Origin of the sequence: Terrisporobacter hibernicus (genome assembly GCF_020809405.1) — a bacterium.
GTDB lineage: Bacteria > Bacillota > Clostridia > Peptostreptococcales > Peptostreptococcaceae > Terrisporobacter > Terrisporobacter petrolearius.
On the sequence record NZ_CP081135.1, the window covers coordinates 975,339 to 1,000,788 of the forward strand.

Here is a 25,450-nt window from a genome sequence, read left to right on the forward strand (position 1 = left end):
AAATAGTACTCTATGAAAAGTTATTAAATTTATTACTTCTTTCTTACGACTTATTTTTTAATATACTTTTAACACGAACTTAACCATAAAATATAAAATTTGTTGTACTATATAATTGTAGATGGTAAGTTGTGATTTCACTATTTTAGAAGTGGTTATTACTACCTACCTAGAATTATTTTTCATTTTTCAATGAAAATATTTCGTTTCATGTGTTTAAAAGTTAGGGCCTCCTACCCTAGCTTTCTTTTTTTGCATTTTACACCTTACCTGTTCACATAATATTTAGCATTCCTGGTTAAACTTATAAGAAGTGCATTTATTTATTACATTCCTGGTTAAACTTATAAGAAGTGCATTTATTTATTAATTGAAAGGTGTAATTAAAATGAAATCAGCGTTGAAATTTAATGAAGTAATTATTTTAATGGTAGGCTGTTTATTCATGGCGGTTTCCATAAATATGTTCTTAAATCCTCATAATATTGCACCAGGAGGACTTACAGGTGTGTCAATTATTATTAACACCTTAACTGGCTTGCCAATTTGGCTAATAAACATAACTTTTGATATACCTTTATTTCTATTTGCTTTTCGAATTTTAGGAAGAAAAGACGCCTCAAAAACATTACTCGGCATAATATTTCTTACTGCATCATTGAAAATAACTGAAAACCTAGGAAATATTAATGTTACTAATGACGTGCTTTTATCTTCCATCTCTGGAGGTATTGTCCTTGGAATAGCTTTGGGACTTATATTTAGAATAAACGGAAGTACTGGAGGTACTGACTTAATTGGAATTTTGGCAAATAAGGCTTTTCCTTCCCTTAGTGTTCCTACACTTATGGGATTTGCAGATGGTTGTATTGTAGCTTTATCAGGTATTGTTAGCAAAAATATTGAAGTTGCTCTTTATTCTGCCATAGCTCTATACATAATAGTAAAAGTTAGCGACATAATAGTAGAAGGTATTAATACTTCCACATCTTTTACTATTATTTCTGATAAATATATGGAAATCGGAAGTGCAATAACGGATGAATTACAAAGAGGTGCCACTATTTTAAAAGGCCAAGGACTATATACTAAAAGTGAAAAAAATGTACTTCTTGTTGTTGTTTCAAAAAAAGAAGTTATTACATTGAAAAAACTTGTTAAGAATACAGACCCATATGCATTTATAATAATCACAGATATTTTTGAAGCATTAGGCGAAGGATTTAAACCTATGTAACTTATTACAAAACAAAAGCACTTTCCTAAGTATTAAAAGGGAAGTGCTTTATTGTGATTATTTTATTACTCATATTATGCCACTGTTCCTTCTCTAGTTTTTTCAATACTAATATACACAGGTGTTCTTTTCTTAAACATACAAACATATCTGTAATCTAAGAACTCTAGCATATCATATGCCCTATAAAAATCCTTACAAAGATCCTTTCCTTGGTGTGAATCTGAGCCAACTGTAATAATTTCTCCACCTAACTCTTTGTATCTTTGAAGAATATTTTGGTTAGGATGCATAGCTTCCAAGTTGTATCTTATGCCAGATGTGTTTATTTCTATACCTTTTCCACTTGCAATAATTGTCTTCAACAAAGCGTCTAGCACATCTTTATAATCATTATAAATAACCTTATTATTTTCATAATTTCCATATCTTACAATATAATCTAAGTGTCCATAAGTATCAAAATTCTTAAATTCACTTACTGTTTCTAAAATACTTGTAAAATACTTTCTATAGGCTTCTTCTTTGCTGTATCCATCAAAAAACTTAGGATCAGGCACATTAATTTTATTCACTGTATGAGTTGAACACAATACAAAATCAAAAGCATATTTGTTTATTATATTATTTATTTCATCTTTTAAATGATTTTGGTAACCTACTTCTATTCCTTTATAAAGATTAATATAGTTTTTGTACTTCCATTGAAACTCTTCAATAGTCTTACAGTATTTTTCAAAATCAATACTAAATTTATCTGTATTGTACTCCATATGATCTGTAAAAGTTAAATGAACAATCCCCTTATCCATAGCCTTTTTTATTACTTTTTCCATAGAGTCCTTACCATCTCTTGAAAAAGTTGTGTGTACATGATTGTCTAACATATTCATAATATCAGTCTCCTTTATATTTTTTGTTACAATAATTATCTTTTAATCTGTGTTTTTCATTTTAATAAGATTATTGTATACACTTATATAATATATTTTTTTTATAAGGTTTCCATTAAGATCATGTAAAGACTTGGTTAAAATTCTTTGCACTAAAAAAGCGCCAACTTAAGTTGACGCTTTTTAATTATTTTATATTTTTTAATATAGCAACAAGATATTTCCAAGTTCTCTTCGTTGATGGTATATCTAAATGTTCATTTGGTGTATGAACATCAAATAGGTTTGGTCCTATTGATATTGCTTGTGCTCCTTTTATTGCATCTAATAATAATCCACATTCTAACCCTGCATGTATTGCCACTATCTCAGGTTTTTTACCCATTACTTCTTCATATGTGTCTACACAAATTTTTTCTAATTTAGAATCTTTTGCATATTCCCACTCTGGGTAATCATCCATTAGATCTAATTTTACTCCTAATTTATTACATAATAAAGTCATTCTATTATTTAAATCGTCTTTTAAACTTTTTACTGAACTTCTAGTAGCAAATTCAAATACAAAGTTTTCTTCATTGTTAGCTATAACACCTAAGTTTGTAGAGCTTTCAACGAGTCCATTAATATCCATACTCATTGTTTGGATACCTCTTGGCATTAAATTAATTAACTCAATTATATTTTCTTTGCACTTATCATTTAAGGCTTTGTCATATGCTTTTTCACATTTTTCAAATTCTATTGTTACATCTGGATCTGAAGTTTTATATTCATTTTTAAATATTTGTAAAACATTGTTTATCTCTTTTTCTAACTTGCTTTCATCATTACTATTAACAAGTATTATACACTCTGCCTCACGAGGAATAGCATTATTTTTAAGGCCACCTTCAACAGTTACTAAATCAAATTCTATATTGCAAACATTAGAAATATGATTTAAAAGTCTACCCATAAGTAAATTAGAGTTAGCTCTTTGTTTGTCTATTTCCATTCCTGAGTGTCCACCAAGAAGGCCTTTTATATCTATTTTGTAAGCTGATTTTTTATTTTCAACTGTCTTATATTCTTTATCAATTGTTACAACTGCTGTAACTCCACCTGCACAACTTACAGTTATTGTTCCTTCTTCTTCTGAGTCAAGGTTTATTATATATTCTCCTTTAAATAATTCACCTTTTATGTTCATTGCCCCATTCATAGTTTCTTCTTCATCAGCTGTAAATATTACTTCTAAAGCTGGATGTTGTATATCATCTGATGCAAGTAAAGCAAGACCCATAGCTACTGCTATTCCATTGTCTGCTCCTAAAGTTGTATCTGTAGCATATAAGTAGTCTCCATCTACTCTTAATTCTATTGGATCTTTTGTGAAATCATGTTCTTTTCCTTTATTTTTTTCACAAACCATATCCATATGTCCTTGAATTATAACAGTAGGTGCATTTTCATATGATTCAGTAGCTGGCTTTTTAATTAAAACATTTAAATTTTCGTCTTGCACTACTTCCAGCCCTAATCGTTTTCCTTCCCTAGCTAGGTAATCACTAATTCCCTGTTCATTTCCTGAACCTCTAGGTACCTTTGATATTTCTGCAAAATAATTAAATACTAATTCTGGTTGTAAATTTTCTATTTTCATTTTAATTCTCCTTTTAGTTAAAAAGATTTAAAGAGAAAACATTTAAGTTTTCTCTTTTATTTGTAATTTTTTAATTTATATTATTTATTCTTTTAAATTTTTATAATATCAATTCTTTATTTTACCAACATCATAGCTAAGCATAAGATTATTGATGATGATATAAATATTGCAACTAGAACTTTACTTACAAATTTAACCCATGTAGCATAATCAACTTTTGCTATAGCTAAAGCTCCCATTATTACACCACTTGTTGGTGTTACTAAGTTAACTAATCCACTACCTGCACTGAATATAGATATTAATATTTCAGCTTTGAATCCTAAAGAAACTGCTAAAGGTCCAAATATAGGCATTGATAAACCAGCAAGCCCTGAAGTTGATGGTATAAAGAATGATAATACCATATATATTAAGAATGCTGCTATAGTAAACACTATAGGTGACATTCCATTTAACATTGATGATGCATGATTTAGTACATAATTATCTAATCCAGTTGTACTCATCATTACTGATATACCTTTAGACACACCTATAACTAATGCAACTCCAACCATGTCAGCAGCTCCATCCATAAATGCTCCAACAATATCTTTTTCACTCATTCTATAAACTACACCTATAATAATTGCCATTATTACAAACCACATACCTAATTCAGAGAACCACCAGTGACCTAGTGAAGCTCCTGTTAAGAACGATGTGTTTGCAAATATTGTTACTCCAAATTCTTCCCAAGGAATTACTGCTGCTACCATTACTAAAAATGTTAAAGTAAATAACCAAAGAACTATTCTTCTTTTAACAGTAAATTCTACTACTTCTTCGTTTTTGTCATTTCCTATAAATGCATCATGCGCTTCTTTTATTTCTCTTTCTGATAATATTGAAGCACTTTTATCTTTTTGAACTTTCTTTGCATATTTCATAACGAAGTAGATAGATATTAATAATGATGAGAACCATAAAGCTATTCCAGTTCCTATAACTATTATCTGGTTAACTTCAATTCCTACTCCATTTAAAGCTCCTATACTTGTTGAAACTAAGAAAGGGTTTACAGTAGAACCTAAAACTCCACTACCTGCTCCAAGTATAATTGTACCTACTGAAACTAATGGATCAAATCCTGCTACTATCATAGTTGTTGTAACTAATGCAGCAAATGCTATAGTTTCTTCTGCCATACCAAAACTAGTTCCTCCTAAAGAGAATATAAACATAAGTACTGGTATTAATATTAATTCTTTTCCCTTTAATTTAGCAACTACATTTCCTATTCCTGCATCTAATGCCCCTGTCTTTGCTGTTACTCCTAAAAAACCACCTATTAATAAAACAAATATTGCTATTTCAATAGCCTCGTTTAAACCGTTTATTGGTGCCATAACTAAATCTGAAAATTTAGCTGCTTTAATTCCTGGTATAAATTGTGTTGCTAATGCTATTATTGCTGTAATAATTAATAACACAGTATAAGCCGATGGCAATGTAAATGATTTTTTCTTTTTATTTGGTTTACCCATTTTTTCAATCTCTCCTTTGATGTCCTGTCTAAGAAACATTTTCTTTTTTAAATCAAGTTGTTTCTATACTTAATTTATTTATTTCAATATAATACCATATTTCGTCAAATATTTACATAGAAATTTTTTCCATTTTATACCAAAATTAATCTAAAAATTATCAATTTTATGAAAATTGATTTAAACTAATTTTAATTTTTCTTTTTATTTTTCACACAAAAAAAACTAGGCCATTGCCTAGTTATTATTGGAGCTGGTGATAGGAATCGAACCTACAACCTGCTGATTACAAGTCAGCTGCTCTACCGTTGAGCCACACCAGCTAATCAAGTTTCTGTTATACTAATTAGTTAATTAGTACTTTCAAAACTGCTAACATTTAATGTTTCCATTATGTTTTTAGTAACTGAAATCTTCCTTATTAAAATTTTAACAAGGATTTGATTTACTATGTAAACCTTTAGGTTTATTTTGGTCAAGTCCTCGACCTATTAGTATCAGTAAGCTACATATGTTACCACACTTCCACCTCTGACCTATCAACCATGTAGTCTTCATGGGGTCTTAACCTTACGGTGGGAAATCTTATCTCGAAGTAGGCTTCGCGCTTAGATGCTTTCAGCGCTTATCCTTTCCGTACTTAGCTACCCAGCTATGCCCTTGGCAGAACAACTGGTACACCAGCGGTACGTCCATCCCGGTCCTCTCGTACTAAGGACAGGTCTCCTCAAATTTCCTACGCCTGCGACGGATAGGGACCGAACTGTCTCACGACGTTCTGAACCCAGCTCGCGTACCACTTTAATGGGCGAACAGCCCAACCCTTGGGACCTACTACAGCCCCAGGATGTGATGAGCCGACATCGAGGTGCCAAACCTCCCCGTCGATGTGGACTCTTGGGGGAGATCAGCCTGTTATCCCCAGGGTAGCTTTTATCCGTTGAGCGATGGCCCTTCCATGCGGTACCACCGGATCACTAAGTCCGACTTTCGTCCTTGCTCGACCTGTATGTCTTGCAATCAAGCTCTCTTCTGCCTTTACACTCTACGTACGATTTCCGACCGTACTGAGAGAACCTTTGAGCGCCTCCGTTACTCTTTAGGAGGCGACCGCCCCAGTCAAACTGTCCACCTGACAGTGTCCCACTACCTGATTCAAGGCAGCTGGTTAGAATCCCAGTACTACAAGGGTGGTATCCCAAGGATGGCTCCACACAGACTGACGTCCATGCTTCATAGCCTCCCACCTATCCTGTACATGTAGCACCGAGACTCAATGTCAAGCTACAGTAAAGCTCCATGGGGTCTTTCCGTCCTGTCGCAGGTAACCGGCATCTTCACCGGTATTACAATTTCACCCAGTCTGTTGTTGAGACAGTGCCCAAATCGTTACGCCTTTCGTGCGGGTCGGAACTTACCCGACAAGGAATTTCGCTACCTTAGGACCGTTATAGTTACGGCCGCCGTTTACTGGGGCTTAAGTTCACTGCTTCGGTTACCCTAACAGATCCCCTTAACCTTCCAGCACCGGGCAGGCGTCAGCTCCTATACATCGTCTTGCGACTTAGCAGAAACCTATGTTTTTGGTAAACAGTCGCTTGGGCCTATTCTCTGCGGCCATGTTTCCATGGCACCCCTTCTCCCTAAGTTACGGGGTCATTTTGCCGAGTTCCTTAACAACAGTTCTCTGGCTGGCCTTAGGATACTCTCCTCACCCACCTGTGTCGGTTTGCGGTACAGGCACCTTTAACCTCGATAGAGACTTTTCTCGACAGTGTGAAATCAGCTACTTCGCTACTAAATTTCGCTCCGCATCGTACCCCAGCATTATTCAGGCGGATTTGCCTACCTGAACTGCCTCAATACTTGCCCGCACATAACCAACAGTGCGGTTAGCTTATCCTACTGTGTCATCCCATTTCTCAAACGGTTATTGGTGGTACAGGAATATCAACCTGTTGTCCATCACCTACGCCTTTCGGCCTCGGCTTAGGTCCTGACTAACCCAGGGCGGACGAACCTTCCCCTGGAAACCTTGGGTTTACGGCCTGTGGGATTCTCACCCACATCTCGCTACTCATGCCAACATTCTCACTTCTATACAGTCCACATCTCCTTACGGTAATGCTTCAATCCGTATAGAAAGCTCTCCTACCCATCATAAAGTAACTCGCAAACGCGGTCGCTCAAATGATGCCGTAGCTTCGGTAGTACGTTTTAGCCCCGGAAATTTTCGGCGCAGGATCACTCGACCAGTGAGCTATTACGCACTCTTTAAATGAGTGGCTGCTTCTAAGCCAACATCCTGGTTGTCTGTGCAATCCCACATCCTTTACCACTTAACGTACATTTAGGGACCTTAGCTGACGATCTGGGCTGTTGCCCTTTTGACTATGAATCTTATCACCCACAGTCTGACTCCCAAGCATAAGAATACGGTATTCGGAGTTTGATAGTCTTCGGTAAGTGCAATACCCCCTAGGACATTCAGTGCTCTACCCCCGTTTCTCTAAATCTTGAGGCTAGCCCTAAAGCTATTTCGGAGAGAACCAGCTATCTCCGGGCTCGATTGGAATTTCACCGCTATCCACAGGTCATCCCCGAGCTTTTCAACGCTCGTGGGTTCGGTCCTCCACGAAATTTTACTTTCGCTTCAACCTGCCCATGGATAGGTCGCCCGGTTTCGGGTCTACGTCAACTAACTATACGCCCAGTTAAGACTCGCTTTCGCTGCGGCTCCACACCTTAAGTGCTTAACCTTGCTAGGTAACGTAACTCGTTGGCCCGTTCTACAAAAAGTACGCAGTCACACAAATAATGTACTCCTACAGCTTGTAAGTGTAGGGTTTCAGGTTCTATTTCACTCCCCTCCCGGGGTTCTTTTCACCTTTCCCTCACGGTACTATACGCTATCGGTCACTAGGTAGTATTTAGGCTTGGAGGATGGTCCCTCCTGCTTCCCACAGGGTTTCACGTGTCCCGTGGTACTCTGGATCATATCTATCGATTTCTTGTTTCAGCTACGTGGCTTTTACACTTTATAGCGGAGCTTTCCAACTCTCTTCACTTACAATACCTCGACCTTATGATATGTCCGCAACCCCAGTGAAGAAAACTTCACTGGTTTGGCCTGTTCCGCGTTCGCTCGCCGCTACTTACGGAATCGAATTTCTTTCTCTTCCTCCGGGTACTTAGATGTTTCAGTTCCCCAGGTTCCCCTCGCATAGCTATGTATTCACTATACGATACTTAGACATTACTCTAAGTGAGTTTCCTCATTCGGAAATCTTGGGATCACAGTTTACGTGCAACTCCCCCAAGCTTATCGCAGCTTATCGCGTCCTTCATCGGCTCCTAGTGCCAAGGCATTCGCCCTACACCCTTAATAACTTGACCAGTTATTAAAATGCTTCGCCAATGTCTTTGTCTTCATATACATTCAGACAAATCCCATTGCTCAAAATTGATATTTTTAAAAGTTATCTTCTTTATATGATATATTTTTTAAGAAGTTTATCTTCTTCTATAATGTCATATCACTAAATGTTATGCAGTTTTCAAAGTGCTAAAATGCTTCGCATATGAGCAACGTCTAGCCATTCACATTCGTTCATGTCTGTCCCGTTGCTCAAGCATATACGCATTAGGGCTTGGCCCTTTGTATTATTACTATTTTGCAAAAATTTTTTATATAATTTTTTCCTTATATTATAAAATGGCGCAAAAATATGGTGGAGATGAGGAGGATCGAACTCCTGACCCCTTGCGTGCAAGGCAAGTGCTCTCCCAGCTGAGCTACACCCCCATGTAAAGATACATTAGTGATTAAAAACCGCCAATGTATTTATATGAGAAAGCAAAAAAAAGCTCTCAAAATTAAACAGTAGGTTAATTCTCCCTAGAAAGGAGGTGATCCAGCCGCACCTTCCGATACGGCTACCTTGTTACGACTTCACCCCAGTTATTGATTTCACCTTCGACACTCGCTTCCCAAAAGGGTTAGCTAAGTGGCTTCGGGCGCCCCCAACTTCCGTGGTGTGACGGGCGGTGTGTACAAGACCCGGGAACGCATTCACCGCAGCATTCTGATCTGCGATTACTAGTAACTCCAGCTTCATGTAGGCGAGTTTCAGCCTACAATCCGAACTGAGAATGGCTTTAAGGGATTAGCTCGGCCTCACGACTTGGCTGCCCTCTGTACCACCCATTGTAGCACGTGTGTAGCCCTAAGCATAAGGGGCATGATGATTTGACGTCATCCCCACCTTCCTCCAGGTTATCCCTGGCAGTCCCTCTAGAGTGCCCAACTTAATGCTGGCAACTAAAGGCAAGGGTTGCGCTCGTTGCGGGACTTAACCCAACATCTCACGACACGAGCTGACGACAACCATGCACCACCTGTCACTTCTGTCCCCGAAGGAAAAATGCGATTAGGCATCGGTCAAAAGGATGTCAAGCTTAGGTAAGGTTCTTCGCGTTGCTTCGAATTAAACCACATGCTCCGCTACTTGTGCGGGTCCCCGTCAATTCCTTTGAGTTTCACTCTTGCGAGCGTACTCCCCAGGCGGAGTACTTAATGCGTTAGCTGCGGCACCGAGGGGGGTAACCCCCGACACCTAGTACTCATCGTTTACGGCGTGGACTACCAGGGTATCTAATCCTGTTTGCTCCCCACGCTTTCGTGCCTCAGTGTCAGTTACAGTCCAGAAAGCCGCCTTCGCTACTGGTGTTCCTCCTAATATCTACGCATTTCACCGCTACACTAGGAATTCCACTTTCCTCTCCTGCACTCAAGTTTTCCAGTTTCAAGAGCTTACTACGGTTGAGCCGTAGCCTTTCACTCCTGACTTAAAAAACCACCTACGCACCCTTTACGCCCAGTAAATCCGGATAACGCTAGCCCCCTACGTATTACCGCGGCTGCTGGCACGTAGTTAGCCGGGGCTTCCTCCTCAAGTACCGTCATTATCTTCCTTGAGGACAGAGTTTTACGACCCGAAGGCCTTCATCACTCACGCGGCGTTGCTGCATCAGGCTTTCGCCCATTGTGCAATATTCCCCACTGCTGCCTCCCGTAGGAGTTTGGACCGTGTCTCAGTTCCAATGTGGCCGATCACCCTCTCAGGTCGGCTACTGATCGTCGCCTTGGTAAGCCATTACCTTACCAACTAGCTAATCAGACGCGGGTCCATCTCATACCGCCGGAGCTTTGATAAAAAATCCATGTGAATCTCTTATATTATCCTGTATTAGCATACCTTTCGGTATGTTATCCATGTGTATGAGGCAGGTTACCCACGCGTTACTCACCCGTCCGCCGCTCTTTACCGAAGTAAATCGCTCGACTTGCATGTGTTAGGCACGCCGCCAGCGTTCATCCTGAGCCAGGATCAAACTCTCATAAAAAAGTTGTCCATTGCTCAGACTAATCATTATCTGAATATCTGGCTTGGTTTGTTTGTTGTTTCAGTTTAATTCTTAAAGAATTAATTTATTGTTAACCTACTGTTTAATTTTCAAAGTTCTTTTTGTTTCGACTTTTTAATTTTAACAAATTTAAAATTTTATGTCAACACCTTTTTTTCTGTTTTTCTTTGGTGTTTTCCTCTCCTTGAGGACAAGTATAACTATATCACCATAATAAATATTGGTCAAGAACTTTTTTTAATTTTGTAAAATAAGCCGAAACATAATTATCTGTTTCGGCTTATTTCTTAATCATATTAACTTCTAGTTATCTTTATTTTTTCTAATAAAGAATAATCCTCCTGCTGCTAATATTCCCATTGCAAGATACCCAACTGATGATGGGTCTCCTGTTTGTACATTACTGCCACTTCCAGAAGAATTTTGATTTAAATTATCATTGCTTTCATTCCCATCTTGATTTTGACTATCATCTACATCTTGGTCATTATCTATATTGGGGTCATTATCTTCACCTTGATTATCCCCCGTATCTGAATTTTGATCATCATCTACATCTTGGTCTTGGTCATTACCTTGATCCCCATCTCCAGGATTTGCTTGGTCATTACCTTTTACAACTGTTTTTGTTACTTCTAAAGTTTCATATCCTTCTTTTGTCATTTTAATAGATACTGTTTTACCTCCTTTTAATTCAGGTATTTTTACTTCAAAAGTTCCATCTTCATTTACTGGTCCATTTCCTACTAATGTTTCATCAACATAGATTTCTATATTAGCTCCAGCTTCACCTTTACCTGTTACTACTTGGTCTGTAGATTTTATATTATTTACTTCTAACTCTTTTTCAAATTTTTTTAGTATTTGACTTAATACATTGTTTAATTTATCAAGATTTTCTACAAAACCTTTTTGATCATCTGTTAATTCATCGTATTTTTCTTTTACTGATAAAACAGCTTCATAGTCAGATTCCGTTATTTTTTCTGGTAATGCATTTATTAAATCATCAACTTCTTTAGCTTTTGCTAAGTTTTCTTCTGCTTTAGATATAGCAGTTTTTAATGATTCAACTTTTTCTTTTTCTGTTACATATGATTTTACTTCATCACTTAATTTATTATATGTATCCAGTTTGCTTTTAGCTGATTTCAGTTTTTCTTTACTGTTAATATTCTCTACCACATAATCTCTTATAGAGTTATCAAATTCGTCTGCTGTAGCTATTTGATCTATGTTTACTTTTATTTTGTCTAAATTTGCCACTGCTTCTTTATCTTCAATAAAATATAACTTTGCTCTATCGTTTAGCTCTTTATGCCTTTTAACTAAAGATTTACCAGTTTCTAATTCTTTTTTATCTATTGGTGTTTTAAGTTTTTTCACATCTGATGCAAGTTCTTTTGCCATTTGTTCATAAGCTTTTTCTTCATCAATTTCTAATAATATTTCATCTATCTTAGCTTTTGCATTTTTAACTTCTTCTTTAGATTTTTGAGAATCACTCATAGCATCATATGCTGCTAAAAATCCAGTTACTTTATCTAAATCATCTTCAGTTGCAGGTCTTTGTATACTGTCTAATATAGATATAAGATTTTCAACCTCTAATTTATCAATTTTAATTAAACTGTTAGTTAATTTATCTAATGAAGTTTCAGGTACTAAGGCTTTTTGATCTTTATCTAAATTATCATATATTTCTTTTAATCCTAAAACATAACCTTTTACTTCTTGTGAAAACCCTCCTGATAAATCAATTTCATTAACTTTTGAAACAAATTCATCTACTACTTTTTGATTTTCTTCTTTAATTGCAGCTATTGTTTTTTCAGCATTAATTAATATACTTAGATTAGTAACTTTTTGTTTAAATTCATCACCTAAACCTTCATAAGCTTTTCTAGCTTCTTTTACTTGTTTTTCTTTTTCTAAAGTAATTTCACCTAAAGCATCTATTTTTTCCATTACTATTTTAGCAGGGTTTTTCTTTACAGTTACTGTTGCTGTTATTGTTTTACTTCCTATTTTTGCATTTACTTTTGTAGTTCCTGCTTTTTTAGCTGTTAATATTCCATCTTCTGATATTGTAGCTACATCTTTGTCTTCTACTGACCAAGTTATTTTACCTAATGAACAGCCTGGAGCCCCTTTAACTTCTAATTGTTTTGTTTCATCATCATATAGCTCTACATTATCTAATGTATAATTGATTTGATCTTGCATATCATATAGTGATGATTTTCCATCTAAAAATCTTTCATAAGCAACTAAAGCATACATTCCTTGGTCTGTTGCCATAGCATCTGTATTCATATCTAATACGTGCTTAAATCCTCCACCTTCACTATAAAATTGCATTATTCCACTTAATAAATTACTTTCTTTTCCTGTTTTACTATTCACTTTTATAAATCTTTCATCTTCTATTGGATTTATTCCAAGGGCTGTAAGAGCAACTATAACTTGAGCTGTAGATTCACTATTTACTGTTCCCCAACTATTATAAGCTCCGTTGTCTAATTGTAATTTTGAAAGTTGAGTTAATCCTCTATCTACTGCAGCTTTTACTTTTTCATTAGTGTTATAGTATGGCGCTAAAGATTGAATAGACATAGCTGTTATATCTGGATCTGGTGTACTACCAGTTAATGCCCATCCTCCTAGTTCTCCTGATTTTTGAGTTATTTCTTTGCCTAATATATAATCTATTAGCATTTCTCTTGTAGTTTGAACTTTTCCTTCTGGTGCTTTTGGTATTTCATATCCTCTAGAATCTAGCGCTATAAGAGCAAATATAGGTCCGTTTATCCCTTGTCTTTTAACTCCATTAAAATCTCCAAGTGGTGCTACCATACTATATCCACTCACATCAGTAGCATCTAATCCTATTGAAGAAAGTCCTAATATAAGCCTAGAATACTCAGTATATTTAACTTTATGAAGTACACCTTTTTTCTCAGCTACAACCTTTTTTACATTCTCCACGTATTTTTCATTGTATCCATTTGGTACTTCTATTCCACCTCTAGCTAAACCTAAAACAGTCCACTCTCCGCTAAACGTTCCAAATCCAGCTTCTGGTACAGTTTTCAATAAATAAGCACCTGTTTCTTTTACTGCATTAGAAACAGATTGGTTTATTTTATCGTTTTCATATTTTTTTATACTAGATTGCAGGTTTTCAGTTGCAGATTTTACTTTTGCTTCAGTAGTTTCCATGTCTTGAAGCACTTTCATAGCTTCATCATATGCTTTTTTTACTTCTTTATTTTGAAGTAATTTTTCTTTTTCTTCTGAGCTATTAACTGTTGCTATAGCTGTAGTTAACTTGTCTTTTATTGGTGGATTTACTAGTGCGTCTCCTCCACCCATAAATGTTGACCCTAAATCACTGCCATATCCCCAAGTTGTAAATTGCCATCTCATTACGTCTCCATCTTTTAACTTATATTGTCCAGCTCCGTAATTTGGAAACCAATTGTTCACGGCATACATCCATCCTGACATAGAAGTATAGTCAAACTCCCCTAACCAGTCTTCTCTATTTCTTCCATATGGTTCATCACATTCTTTAAGAATATAATTTGGTATTTTACTATCTCTATGATCCTTATCTTTAACACTTGCTAGGTAGAATGATTGTCCTACTACACCTGATTGATCACCTATACTTCCTGTATATTCATAGCTACCTTTTCCTAAATTTTGGTCCATCATTCTAGTTATTATGGTCGCTCCTGTATCACCTTCGTATATAGGCACCAAAACTGGTTCAATAATATAACCAAGGCCTAGAGTGAATTTTTCCATGCTTACTGTAACCTGCCCTACAGGCTTCTTTTCATCTGCATAGGCAGTCGGTACTTTTACAAAGCATGCTGAAATTGTAAGTATTAGTGCTGTTAATACTGATATAAAACTTTTAAATACCCTCTTCATATTTATCCCCCTTCTACTATTTTGTTACTATTTAATTGTAATTGTATTTTCATGTCTATTCAGTATGATTTCACAGTAGCACTAGAGTAGTAATACTAATAAACTACTACTTTTTTACAGCTTAAATTCAACTATTATTTTCTAACATGTAAAAAAATAGCCCACCTAAGTTTATAGATGGACTCTTTTTTCATTATTTATTTTTTAATAATCTAATCGTCTAAAACATTCTTTTTCAAAAGTATATCCAGGAGTTTTAAATGGATATTTAATATCAGACACATAATACCAAGGATTATTGTCTCCTCTATTACTTTTTAATATATGGAACTCTTGAGCTGGCATATATCCTTGGGCTAATAAAAATCCCTTTTCTCCCTTATCGTTTTCACACATATCAACAACTATTACTACATGGCCTGGGCTTCCTCCAGTAATAAAAATATCCCCTATTTGCATTTCATCAGGTTTAATTTTTTTTGATTCTTCTTCAAGAGATAAAGTACTTGCATAAGCAAAAACCATATTAAGATAACTTTCAAAAGATTCTTTGGAATCGTTAAATTTACTTGTTTTTACCCATGATGAGCTATTTCCATTAGTCTTAACTCTGTATCCATTTCTCCATTTTTCATAATCACATAAAAAACCATCTACAAAGTGAAATTTAATTTTATCAAACTGTTTCTGTTCATAAAAATATTCTGCATATACTCTAATTACAGAGTCGGCACATTGTTGTAAATTCCTATCACCAAGATGCATATCAAACACAGCCGCATGAGCGCTTTGATTAGCCTTTTCTTTACCATTGTAAAGTAACACAGGTGAACCATCTTTTTTTAATGGATATTGACGTAAAAATTCTCCCATACTGTTTTTATCAGATGAAATTCGAGTAAATCCTTCTGGAGTATTAATTCTACTTTCTAAGGTTTTACCATCTTTATTAATATAATTGTAAGTTGATGTATCTTTGCTAGATGTTTTGTTTTCTGATGTTTGACTTGTTTGTGATATATTTTTCCATAATAAAGGTAAGCCAATTAATAATATAACTAATATTACCAATAAAATAATTCGTAATGATTTTTTCATAAACCCCTCCTCATAATTGTAATTATTTCCCATATATAATATCACAATCTCTTATATTAACCTAATTTTTGTCAATTAATATTCTAGCATGTAAAAAAGATAGGATATTAAATACCCTATCTTATATTTGTAGTTTTATTTTTTTCTTCTTACAAAATATCTAGTATGAAGTAATTCATGTGCTTTATGACTTAGTGGATAATCTAAATACTTGTCATAAATAGCTTGTACCGCTGGATTTTCCTTAGAAACTCTTATGTCTTTACTTCTATCTATGTTATTTAGTCCTTCTCCACGTTTTTGTAAAATTTCATCTCTGTTTTTTCTAACTTTAGGTTGGCCACCACCACCAACACATCCTCCAGGACAAGCCATGATTTCTATAGCATGGAAAAATTCTTCTCCACTTCTTATTTTATCAAGCATTTTTCCTGCTTCTTCTAATCCATGAGCTACACCTATTCTAAGTTTGATATCTCCAACTTCCACATCGCAGGATCTAAATCCATCAAATCCTCTAAGTGAGTGGAATTCTACATTTTCAATTTGTTTCCCTGTCATATTTTCAAGAGCAGTTCTAAGAGCTGATTCTATAACTCCACCAGTTCTACCAAATATTACACCTGCTCCTGTATATTCACCAAGTATTTGGTCTATTTCTTCATCTTCAAGTTCTTTTAAATCTATTTTTGAATCTTGGAATATTTTTATTAATTCTCTTGTAGTTATTACATAGTCAACATCGTAATTTAAACCACGAGAAAATTCTGGTCTAGATGCTTCGTATTTTTTCGCTATACAAGGCATTATAGCAACAGATGTTACTTCACTTCTTTTTAGGCCTTTTTCTTTTGCCCAAATATCTTTAGCTACTGTTGCAAACATTTGCATTGGAGATTTTGCCGTTGATGGTACATCTAGCATATCACCATAGTTTTGCTCTATAAATTTTACCCATGCTGGACAGCATGATGTTAGCATTGGTAATTTTACACTTTCGTCTCCTGCAAAATGTCTTTCTAGTCTATCTTGTAGTTCTGCAGCTTCTTCCATAATTGTTAAATCAGCTGCCCAGTTTGTATCAAATACATAGTCCACACCTAATTTTCTAAGACCTGCTGCAAGTTTTTTCTCCACATTGTCTCCTGGTTCAAAACCAAAAGCTTCACCTATGGTAACTCTTATTGCAGGTGCCATTTGTGTAATTACAAGTTTATTAGGAGTAGATAAGTCTCTTATAAATTTTAAAGTGTTGTCCCCAGCTGTAATTGCATCTACTGGGCATGTTGATACACATCTACCACAATGAGTACATCTATTATAGTCAATTTTATGTTGTTGCTTACGTTCACCTGCTATACAGTCTACTGGACATACTCTTTTGCAAGCTCCACATCCTATACACTTATCTGTAATAGTAAGTTTTATTAAGTTATTACATTGCAAAGTGTAGCATTTGTCTTCTTCTATATGTTCGCTAATTTCATCGTAGAAATTTTGTAAAATTTCTTCCATAATATTGTGTTTTTGATTTAAATCTTCTTTTATTTGTTCTGCTATAGTTCTAAGTAAGTAAACATCACGCATATTTGATTTTCCCTTACTTATTCTATCTAAAATTTTACAAACTCTTTCAATTTGGTCTTTTACTTTAGCGTAATCCTCTAATGATTTCCCATTTTGCATTGACCCTATTACAGAATCCATATAGAATTTGGAATATTGAACTATACAATCTTCTTCTGATAATACATTGATTGCTCTAATATAGTTATCAAATAATGCAAAATCTAATTCTTTATCTAAATCTTTTTTACATAAAAATCTTCCATATGGTGGAACCCCAATATGGGCACCTTTGAAATCTTTTTTATTTAATATACCCCCAGCTAATTCAATAATATCTGAAAGTGTGGCACCTTCTGGAACATCAACAATCCCACTGTTTTTTACTCTTCCACATATAGCCACTTTTCTTGTGCTGTTTTGGGTCATGTTTTTTAATTCATCTTCACTAAATACAGAAAAAACAGATCCTCTATTACTATGTAACATAGTTGGCTTAGTATTTGTCATATAATCCACTCCTTTTACACTTATGCTTAAATTATGCCACTTTCACACATTATATACTCAAAAAAAATTTTTTACAATTGCCTCCAAAATTGTTGGAAGATTATGTATTTATAGACTTATTAGACATGTTTAAATAAAATACTTAATATGGCCAGCTATATATTTTTTACGGTTTTCAAATCAACATAATTTCCTAGTAAGAAAAAAGGCCGATGTAAATAAGAAGTCCTGTTCTCATTTACATCAGCCTTTATATAAACTTAAATATTATTAATTAGCTTGTCCTGCACTTTTTACAACTATCATTTTTGACTTAACATACTCTTTTACTTCTTCTCTCCCTTGAGAGTTGTATTTTTTAGGATCTATTGTATCAGGGTTTTCTTCTAATACCTTTTTTACTCCCTTAGTAAAAGCTATTCTTAGGTCTGTTGCATAGTTTACTTTACAAATTCCTCTGTTTACACACTCTGTAACTATCTCATCAGGCACTCCAGATGTGCCGTGAAGTACTAGAGGAATATCTACTACTTCTCTTATTTGTGACAATCTATTTAAATCTAACTTAGGTTCTCCCTTATATACTCCATGAGCTGTTCCTATGGAAATTGCTAGGGAATCTGCTCCCGTTCTTTGAACAAACTCTTTCGCTTCTAGAGGGTCTGTGTATCCTCCATCTCCACCGTCTAAGTCGTCTTCTTTTCCTCCAACTTTTCCAAGTTCAGCTTCTACTGGAACATTTCCATTTTTACAAACATCTACTACAGATTTTGTTAAAGCTATATTTTCTTCAAAACTACCATGAGATCCATCTATCATTATTGATGTATACCCTGTTCTATAAGCTTTCATTGCCAATTGAAAGCTATTTCCATGGTCCAAATGTATTGCCACTGGAACATTTGCTTTTTGTGCTGCCACTTTTACATTTGCATAAAAGTAATCAAAGTCAGCATATTTTACTGTTGATGGAGTTGTTTGCATTATAACTGGAGATTTTGTCTCTTCAGCTGCACTTACAACTGCCATTACCATTTCCATATTTTCCACATTAAATGCTCCTACTGCATATCCATTTTTTTGAGCATCTAATAACATTTTTTTTGTAGTAACTAAAGCCATTTTTCTCTCCTTTATGCCAATAAACTAACTATTTCTTTTGCGTCCTTACTTCCTAATATTTGATCCACATACTCTTTTTCCATTAAGTTTTGCGCTAATGAAGATAAGGTTCTTAAATGTAAGTCATTATCTCCTTCTCCTGCTGCTATCATAAATATTAAGTGTACTGGTTTTCCATCTAGGGAATCAAATTCAAAACCTTTTTTAGATATTCCCACTGCAACTCTTGGTTTTACTACTGATTTAGTTTTAGCATGAGGTATTGCCACACCATTTCCAAATCCAGTTGATCCAATTTCTTCTCTTTTCTTTATTTCAGCTAAGAACTCTTCTTTATTTGTTAAAATACCATCTTTGTATAATAAATCAGTCATTTCATTTAAAACTTCTTCTTTTGTATTACCTTTTAATTCTAAAGCTACTGTATTTTCATTGTATAAAGATGCTACAACCTTATCTATTCCTTGCTTATTTACAGCTTCTTTTATTTTATTATCTTTTTTAACTTCTACTTTTGGTGTAACTAATACATAAAGCAAAGCACCTACTGCAGAACCTGCTAATATACAAGCCACCCACATCATTGGGTGATTAACTAATCTTAGTATTAAGAATCCACCGTGAGGAGCTGGAACCTCTATTTTCATCATATAAGTTAATATTGCTGATATAGATGAACCTATCATTAATACTGGTATAACTTTTAATGGATTTTTAGCTGCAAATGGTATTGCACCTTCTGTTATATGAGTAAATCCAAGCACGTAGTTTAATAAACCAGCTGTACGATCATCATTTGTAAATCTGTCTTTTTTAAATGTTGCAGCAAGGGCTATTACAAGTGGAGGAGTTATACATGCTGCAGATACTCCTGCCATAAATAAGTAGTTACCTTGAGCAAGTAACATGGTACCTGTAACATATGCTGCTTTGTTTACTGGACCACCCATATCAAATGCTGACATACATCCTACTATTAATCCAAGTACTATTGGACTTGATTCTTGTACTCCTGCTAAGAATGTCATCATTCCTTCATTAAGAGATGCACAAGGTCCACCTATACCTACCATCAATAATCCAGAAGCAAATACAGTTATTATTGGTACTATAAATATGGATTTTAGGCCTTCCAGTTCTCTTGGAAGTTTTCTTAAACTATTAACTATTAATAATGTGAAATAACCTGCAAAGAAACCACCGATTATACCACCGATAAATCCAGAACCATTATCATTTGCCATCATACCTGCAACAAAACCTGCAAGCATACCTGGTCTTCCTGATATTGATTGAGCTATAAAAGCTGTAAGAACTGGAACCATAAGACCCATTGAGAATCCACCAATAGATTTTATTGTTGCCGCTATTACATTGTATTGTTCTGAATTTGGGTCAAATGAGAATATACCCCACAAGAATGATATTGCAGTAAGTACACCACCAGCTACAACCAGTGGAAGCATATGAGATACACCATTCATTAAATGTTTATAAATTTGATGCCCAATAGAAACCTTTTCCTCTGCTTCATTGTTTCTTCTCACATCTCCTTTTCTTATAGGCGCTTTATTATCTAAACATTTTTGTATTAATTCTTCTGCTTTGTTTATTCCTTCACTTACAGATACTTCTATTACTGGCTTTCCATTAAATCTATCCATATCAACATTTTTATCACAAGCCACTATTATTGCGTCTGCTTGTTCTATTTCTCTTGCTGTTAGAGCATTTTCAACGCCTATTGCTCCATTTGTTTCTACTTTTATTTCACAGCCTAACTCCAGTGCTGCTAACTTTAAGGCTTTTTCAGCCATAAAAGTATGAGCAATTCCTGTTGGGCAACCTGTAACTGCTAATATCTTTTTACTCATAGATTATTCCACCCTCCTGATTTTAATTTCATTCATATATTCTTCAACCTTTTTTAAATCACCAATGGCATTACTTTCTGCCACATTGGCACCTGTTGCTGATGCTCTTTTTAGAGCTTGTTCAATATTTTTTTCATTGTCAATATCATCAAGCCAAATACTTAAAAATCCTGCCAATGCCGAATCTCCTGCACAAGCGGAACTTAAAAGCTTTACTTCGTGAGCACTTGCATAGTAGATATTTTTTCCATTATAAAAATAAGACCCTTTTTCACCTAGAGTTAAGAAAACATTTTGAGCTCCTTGTTCATGTAAATATTTCACAACGTCTTTTATATCTTCTTCATCTCTAACAATAATTCCAAAAATACCTTCTATTTCTTCATCATTTGGTTTAATTAAAAATGGTTTATATTTTAATAGACATTTTAGTTTTGGTGAACTAATGTCTAAAATTACCTTTATATTTCTTTTCTCACAAATCTTTAGAATTTCTTCATAATATGAAGGGTCTATTCCTGGTGGAAGACTTCCACTTATGGATAAATACTCAAGATCATCAAAGCTTTCTATCATCTGTAACATTTCTTCTTGTTTTTGCTTTTCAACAAAAGAACCCGAGTTAACAAATTTAAATTCTCCTTCACCATCATTAAGGAAAATATTTATTCTTGTTGTATCTTCTACTTCTACTGGAAATATTTCTATTTTTTTCTTTTTAGTTTCTTCAATTATATATTTTCCTGAGAATCCACCAAAGAATCCAAGTACCTTGGAATCCACTCCAAAATGTTTAAGTACAAAACTTACATTTAATCCCTTTCCATTTGCTGAGTACACAGCATCATGGGTTCTATTTACAATTTTTCTTTCTATTGAGTTAGTACAAATATTCATGTCTATGGCAGGATTTGTAGTTAAAGTGTAAATCATTCATCTTTCCTCCCTCTATCTTATAAGTTGATTATATAAAAAAAGGGAATGAAAATCTTTTCATAATATGAAAATATTTTTCATTCCCTTTTCATTATTTTTCTAATTCTATATTTGCCGCCATATAATCAATTATAATTCTAGACATCATAAACAAGGAAACTCTAGAAGATACTTCAAACTTTTTAATAGAAACGTGATTATGCTTAAATCCTACCAAGTTGTAATGTGAGTGTTCTAAAAGTGGGGAATTTTCACTACAACAACATGTTATAACCTTCGCGCCACATAAATTTGTATTCTTTGCAGATTCTATAAGTTCACTAGTTTCTCCATTTAACGAAAATATGAAAACCACTTCATCAGAGTTTAAACTTTTAGTTTTTATTTGCATAATATTAGGGTCATCTATGAAAATGGCATTACATCCTAATAGTTGAAGTTTTAGAGTAAATTCTTGTCCTACATACTCAGTAAGCCCTCTCGCCAATACATAAATTCTCTTAGCATTCGCTAAGCAATTTATAATATTTAATACATTTGTAACAGATATTCTATCAACAACCTGTCTAGCTTCCACAAAAGATTTGTTAATAATTTCTCCCATGTTCTGAATCTCATCATCATTATTTTTAGATGTAATTCTATATCTAAGTTCATTGAATCCATTTACTCCACATTTTCTAATTGCTCTAGAAACAGTGGCAGGTGATGAATAAGTATCAAAAGCAATATCTACAATAGATAACTCTGACATTCTTTGTTCATTATCATTTATAAATTTTATAATTTCACTCTCTGTCTTTGTAAGACTTTGCATTATTTCCTTATTTAATTCTATTAGCATAGGACTTACCTCCTCACCATAAATATTTTTTATTATAGCATACGATTAAAAAACTTCTTCATTTTTGCTTTAATACTTATAAAGTATATTATAATTAATATATTAGTAAAGTAAAGCAAAAGGGGGTAGATAAAGTTGAGTAGATTAAATAAACATAAACTTCAACAAAAAAAGAAAAAAAGTTTTATTATAATTTCTTCATTTGCAATAATAGCTATATTAATTTTAAGTATACTTATCTTTCCTGAGATAAGTAATAGTATCAGCATTTCTAAAACAAATTGGACAGTTTTATCTAATAATACTGATATTGATGACATGGAATATGTAGTATCGGAGCAACCTAAAAAAGCCACCAAAAAAATTGACTTGGATGGTTACTTATTTTTAGGTGATTCTTATACTGTGCTACTTAAAGATACTATAACAAAACATAATCCAAATGCTATTATAAAAGCTGTAGAAGGTGTTCAGCCTGATTATTGGATAGACAACTTTAGTGATTTACCTAAGAACGATGATGTTAAAGGTGTGGTTTTATTAATTGGCGTTAATGGCGCTACTTATTCTAACAATATTCCAAACAAAGAAAAACTTATTTCATCTCTAGCAAAAAAATATAAAAATAAAACTATCTATGTTCAAGAAGTATTTCCTGTTGGAAAAAAATTTTCAAATGCAAACCCAAAATCCTTTAATAAATCCATAAAAAATAATAACAAAGCAACTAAAAAATATTGTGACCGCTATGATAATGTTTATTATATAAATGCAACGCATAATCTAATTACTAAAGATGGTTATTTGAAATTTACTCGTGATGGACTTCATATAGCTGGAAATAAACAAGAAACTTTTTATGAAAATATTGTATCAGCTATTAATAAATCAAACTAAGTTTCACTTCTCATATATCCGTTGCTTAAAATATGATTTTCATATATCGCCAACGATATATACTCGTTTCACTTCCTATATATCCGTTGCTTAAAAATAAAAATAGCTAACACTTGTAAGACTTTATATCTTATAAGTGTTAGCTCTATAATCACAAACTATTGTGATTTTATTTCTGTCCAAGCATCTTCATATTTTTTTTGTACATCTGGCGGTAAATTTAAGAACACTTCTGACTTATCTAATATTTTTTCATCTGGATAAGCAGTTGGATCGTTTTTAGTTTCATCCTCTAAAAGATCATAAGCGCCTTGGTTTGGTGTTGAATACTCTATATATTCTACATTTTGAAGAGCATTCTCTGGGTCTAGCATAAAGTTTATAAATTTTTCTGCATAATCCTTATTTTCTGCTATTTTAGGAACACACATAGCATCAACCCATCTATTAGTCCCTTCCTTAGGAACAGAATAAGCTAAGTCAGGATTTTCGTCCATTAAAACTAATGCATCCCCATTATATACTATACCCATAGCTGCATCTCCAACTATAAGTCTATCTTTTCCATCATCATTTACATAAGCTTGCACAAGAGGTAGTTGCTTTATCAACTCCTTCTTAGCTGCTTCTATTTCTGAAGTTTTATGTGTATTAATTGAATGTCCAAGTCTTATTAGAGATATTCCCATTGTATCTCTAACTGAGTCTAACATTTGGATCTCACCTTTATATTTAGGATTCCAAAGCACATCCCAACTTTTAACATCTTTTTCATCTACCATAGTTTTGTTATATAGTATTCCAAAAGTACCCCACATATAAGGAACTGAAAATTTATTTCCTGGATCATAAGCAGGATCTGTGAAATCATCCATTATATATTTGTAATTAGGTATCTTTGAATAATCTATTGGTGATACTAAATCTTCTGCCATTAATTTTTCCACCATATAGTCTGATGGAAATATTAAATCATATTTAGTACTTCCACTTTTAAGTTTTTGATACATAGCTTCATTAGTGTCGTAAGTTTCATATACAACAGTAATTCCTGTCTCTTCTTGAAACTTTGTTATTAAATCTGTATCAATATAATCACCCACATTATATACGTTTAAAACTTCAGCAGATTTTTTAGATTGACCACAACCTACTAATAAAGCGGATGACATTACTACTGTTAAAGCTATTGAAATTATTTTTTTAAGTTTCATTTTATGTCCTCCCTTTAATTATGATCTTTGTGCTGCCTTTTTGTTTGCCGTTATATTTGATAAAAGTAATAATATTAAAACAGCAGCAAACATTAGTGTTGATAAGGCATTTATTTCAGGAGTTAATCCTCTTCTTGTCATTGAGTAAACTTCTATAGCCAAGTTTGTTACACCATTTCCTGTTGTAAAGAAACTTATTACAAAGTCATCTATAGACATGGTAAATGCTATAAGTAAACCGGATATTATACCTGGCTTAATTTGAGGAAGAACAACTTTTCTAAGAGCATACCAAGGAGTAGCACCCAAATCCATTGCCGCATCTTCTATATTAGCTGGTAATTGTTTTAATTTTGGAAGTACTGATAAAATCACATAAGGTATATCAAATACTATATGTGCTAATAACATTGTAGTAAAACCAAACTCCAATCTTATAAAGACAAATAGTGACATTAATGCCACCCCTGTTACTATATCAGGGTTTAATACTGGTAAATAGTTTATATTTAAAAGTAATCCTCTTACTTTTCCTTGTCTCATTTTGTGAATTCCTATAGCGGTAATTGTTCCTACTATAGTTGCTATTACTGATGCTACTACAGCAATAAAAATTGTGTAATATAGTGCATCTAGTATTCTTTCATTTTGTAATAACTCTTGATACCATCTAAGTGAAAATCCATTCCATTTTGCCATGGATTTAGAATCAT

General features: G+C 33.9%; 14 protein-coding genes, 2 tRNA genes and 2 rRNA genes. 2 read left to right on the top strand and 16 right to left on the bottom strand.

Translation table 11 applies throughout. The features are described from left to right. The first annotated feature begins 388 nt into the window (after window positions 1-388). Complete coding sequence (locus JW646_RS04760) at window positions 389-1,237, top strand: YitT family protein (RefSeq protein WP_228416790.1); 849 nt, start codon at window positions 389-391, stop codon at window positions 1,235-1,237. Between the two features lie 74 nt (window positions 1,238-1,311). Here the strand turns inward: JW646_RS04760 and JW646_RS04765 are convergent, their stop codons facing one another. The 14 genes from JW646_RS04765 to JW646_RS04830 all read right to left on the bottom strand — a co-directional run bounded on the left by JW646_RS04765 (window position 1,312) and on the right by JW646_RS04830 (window position 22,626). Next, entirely contained in the window at window positions 1,312-2,130 is an 819-nt protein-coding gene (locus JW646_RS04765) for a histidinol-phosphatase HisJ family protein (RefSeq protein ID WP_228416791.1), read from the bottom strand. Window positions 2,131-2,317: 187 nt separating this feature from the next. Then, a complete protein-coding gene (locus tag JW646_RS04770; protein WP_228416792.1) occupies window positions 2,318-3,775 on the bottom strand; it encodes an aminoacyl-histidine dipeptidase in 1,458 nt (485 codons plus the stop codon). A 116-nt stretch (window positions 3,776-3,891) separates the two neighbouring features. Continuing rightward, on the bottom strand, window positions 3,892-5,307 hold the full coding sequence (locus JW646_RS04775) for a YfcC family protein (protein WP_228416793.1): 1,416 nt from the start codon (window positions 5,305-5,307) through the stop codon (window positions 3,892-3,894). A gap of 248 nt (window positions 5,308-5,555) precedes the next feature. After that, window positions 5,556-5,630: transfer RNA gene (locus JW646_RS04780), tRNA-Thr, on the bottom strand. Window positions 5,631-5,778: 148 nt separating this feature from the next. Beyond that, window positions 5,779-8,703: ribosomal RNA gene (locus tag JW646_RS04785) — 23S ribosomal RNA — on the bottom strand. Window positions 8,704-9,036: 333 nt separating this feature from the next. Then, a tRNA-Ala gene (locus JW646_RS04790) sits at window positions 9,037-9,112 on the bottom strand. 97 nt (window positions 9,113-9,209) lie between these two features. After that, window positions 9,210-10,713, bottom strand: a 16S ribosomal RNA gene (locus JW646_RS04795). The 16S and 23S rRNA genes sit together here with 2 tRNA genes alongside, the layout of an rRNA operon. Before the next feature lie 324 nt (window positions 10,714-11,037). After that, a complete protein-coding gene (locus JW646_RS04800) occupies window positions 11,038-14,676 on the bottom strand; it encodes a DUF4430 domain-containing protein (protein ID WP_228416794.1) in 3,639 nt (1,212 codons plus the stop codon). A 204-nt stretch (window positions 14,677-14,880) separates the two neighbouring features. Then, window positions 14,881-15,774: a DUF4846 domain-containing protein gene (locus JW646_RS04805; RefSeq protein WP_228416795.1), complete on the bottom strand. Its 894-nt coding sequence runs from the start codon at window positions 15,772-15,774 to the stop codon at window positions 14,881-14,883. 135 nt (window positions 15,775-15,909) lie between these two features. Further along, entirely contained in the window at window positions 15,910-17,850 is a 1,941-nt protein-coding gene (locus tag JW646_RS04810) for a [FeFe] hydrogenase, group A (protein ID WP_228416796.1), read from the bottom strand. Between the two features lie 270 nt (window positions 17,851-18,120). Next, a complete protein-coding gene (gene fba, locus JW646_RS04815) occupies window positions 18,121-18,972 on the bottom strand; it encodes a class II fructose-1,6-bisphosphate aldolase (RefSeq protein WP_228416797.1) in 852 nt (283 codons plus the stop codon). 11 nt (window positions 18,973-18,983) lie between these two features. Continuing rightward, complete coding sequence (locus tag JW646_RS04820) at window positions 18,984-20,846, bottom strand: fructose-specific PTS transporter subunit EIIC (RefSeq protein ID WP_228416798.1); 1,863 nt, start codon at window positions 20,844-20,846, stop codon at window positions 18,984-18,986. A 3-nt stretch (window positions 20,847-20,849) separates the two neighbouring features. After that, the gene (gene pfkB / locus JW646_RS04825) at window positions 20,850-21,779 is read right to left on the bottom strand and encodes a 1-phosphofructokinase (protein ID WP_228416799.1); all 930 of its coding nucleotides are present in this window, start codon (window positions 21,777-21,779) and stop codon (window positions 20,850-20,852) included. A 94-nt stretch (window positions 21,780-21,873) separates the two neighbouring features. Continuing rightward, complete coding sequence (locus JW646_RS04830) at window positions 21,874-22,626, bottom strand: MurR/RpiR family transcriptional regulator (RefSeq protein WP_074920193.1); 753 nt, start codon at window positions 22,624-22,626, stop codon at window positions 21,874-21,876. Between the two features lie 135 nt (window positions 22,627-22,761). On the opposite strand from JW646_RS04830, the gene JW646_RS04835 reads away from it, so the two are divergent. Next, window positions 22,762-23,523 carry an SGNH/GDSL hydrolase family protein gene (locus JW646_RS04835; protein WP_074920192.1) on the top strand — a complete coding sequence of 254 codons (762 nt, stop codon included), beginning with the start codon at window positions 22,762-22,764 and terminating at the stop codon, window positions 23,521-23,523. Between the two features lie 158 nt (window positions 23,524-23,681). Here the strand turns inward: JW646_RS04835 and JW646_RS04840 are convergent, their stop codons facing one another. After that, window positions 23,682-24,737 (bottom strand): ABC transporter substrate-binding protein, encoded by a 1,056-nt coding sequence (locus JW646_RS04840; RefSeq protein WP_074920191.1) that lies wholly within the window; start codon window positions 24,735-24,737, stop codon window positions 23,682-23,684. An 18-nt stretch (window positions 24,738-24,755) separates the two neighbouring features. After that, on the bottom strand, window positions 24,756-25,436 hold the full coding sequence (locus JW646_RS04845; RefSeq protein ID WP_139216817.1) for an ABC transporter permease: 681 nt from the start codon (window positions 25,434-25,436) through the stop codon (window positions 24,756-24,758). Between the last annotated feature and the right edge of the window lie 14 nt (window positions 25,437-25,450).

Bases quoted from the DNA above. Each gene is read 5' to 3' on its own strand.
- JW646_RS04760 (WP_228416790.1), top strand. From the start codon at position 389: ATGAAATCAGCGTTGAAATTTAATGAAGTAATTATTTTAATGGTAGGC.
- JW646_RS04765 (WP_228416791.1), bottom strand. From the start codon at position 2,130: ATGAATATGTTAGACAATCATGTACACACAACTTTTTCAAGAGATGGT.
- JW646_RS04770 (WP_228416792.1), bottom strand. From the start codon at position 3,775: ATGAAAATAGAAAATTTACAACCAGAATTAGTATTTAATTATTTTGCA.
- JW646_RS04775 (WP_228416793.1), bottom strand. From the start codon at position 5,307: ATGGGTAAACCAAATAAAAAGAAAAAATCATTTACATTGCCATCGGCT.
- JW646_RS04800 (WP_228416794.1), bottom strand. From the start codon at position 14,676: ATGAAGAGGGTATTTAAAAGTTTTATATCAGTATTAACAGCACTAATA.
- JW646_RS04805 (WP_228416795.1), bottom strand. From the start codon at position 15,774: ATGAAAAAATCATTACGAATTATTTTATTGGTAATATTAGTTATATTA.
- JW646_RS04810 (WP_228416796.1), bottom strand. From the start codon at position 17,850: ATGACAAATACTAAGCCAACTATGTTACATAGTAATAGAGGATCTGTT.
- fba (WP_228416797.1), bottom strand. From the start codon at position 18,972: ATGGCTTTAGTTACTACAAAAAAAATGTTATTAGATGCTCAAAAAAAT.
- JW646_RS04820 (WP_228416798.1), bottom strand. From the start codon at position 20,846: ATGAGTAAAAAGATATTAGCAGTTACAGGTTGCCCAACAGGAATTGCT.
- pfkB (WP_228416799.1), bottom strand. From the start codon at position 21,779: ATGATTTACACTTTAACTACAAATCCTGCCATAGACATGAATATTTGT.
- JW646_RS04830 (WP_074920193.1), bottom strand. From the start codon at position 22,626: ATGCTAATAGAATTAAATAAGGAAATAATGCAAAGTCTTACAAAGACA.
- JW646_RS04840 (WP_074920191.1), bottom strand. From the start codon at position 24,737: ATGAAACTTAAAAAAATAATTTCAATAGCTTTAACAGTAGTAATGTCA.
- JW646_RS04845 (WP_139216817.1), bottom strand. From the start codon at position 25,436: ATGGCAAAATGGAATGGATTTTCACTTAGATGGTATCAAGAGTTATTA.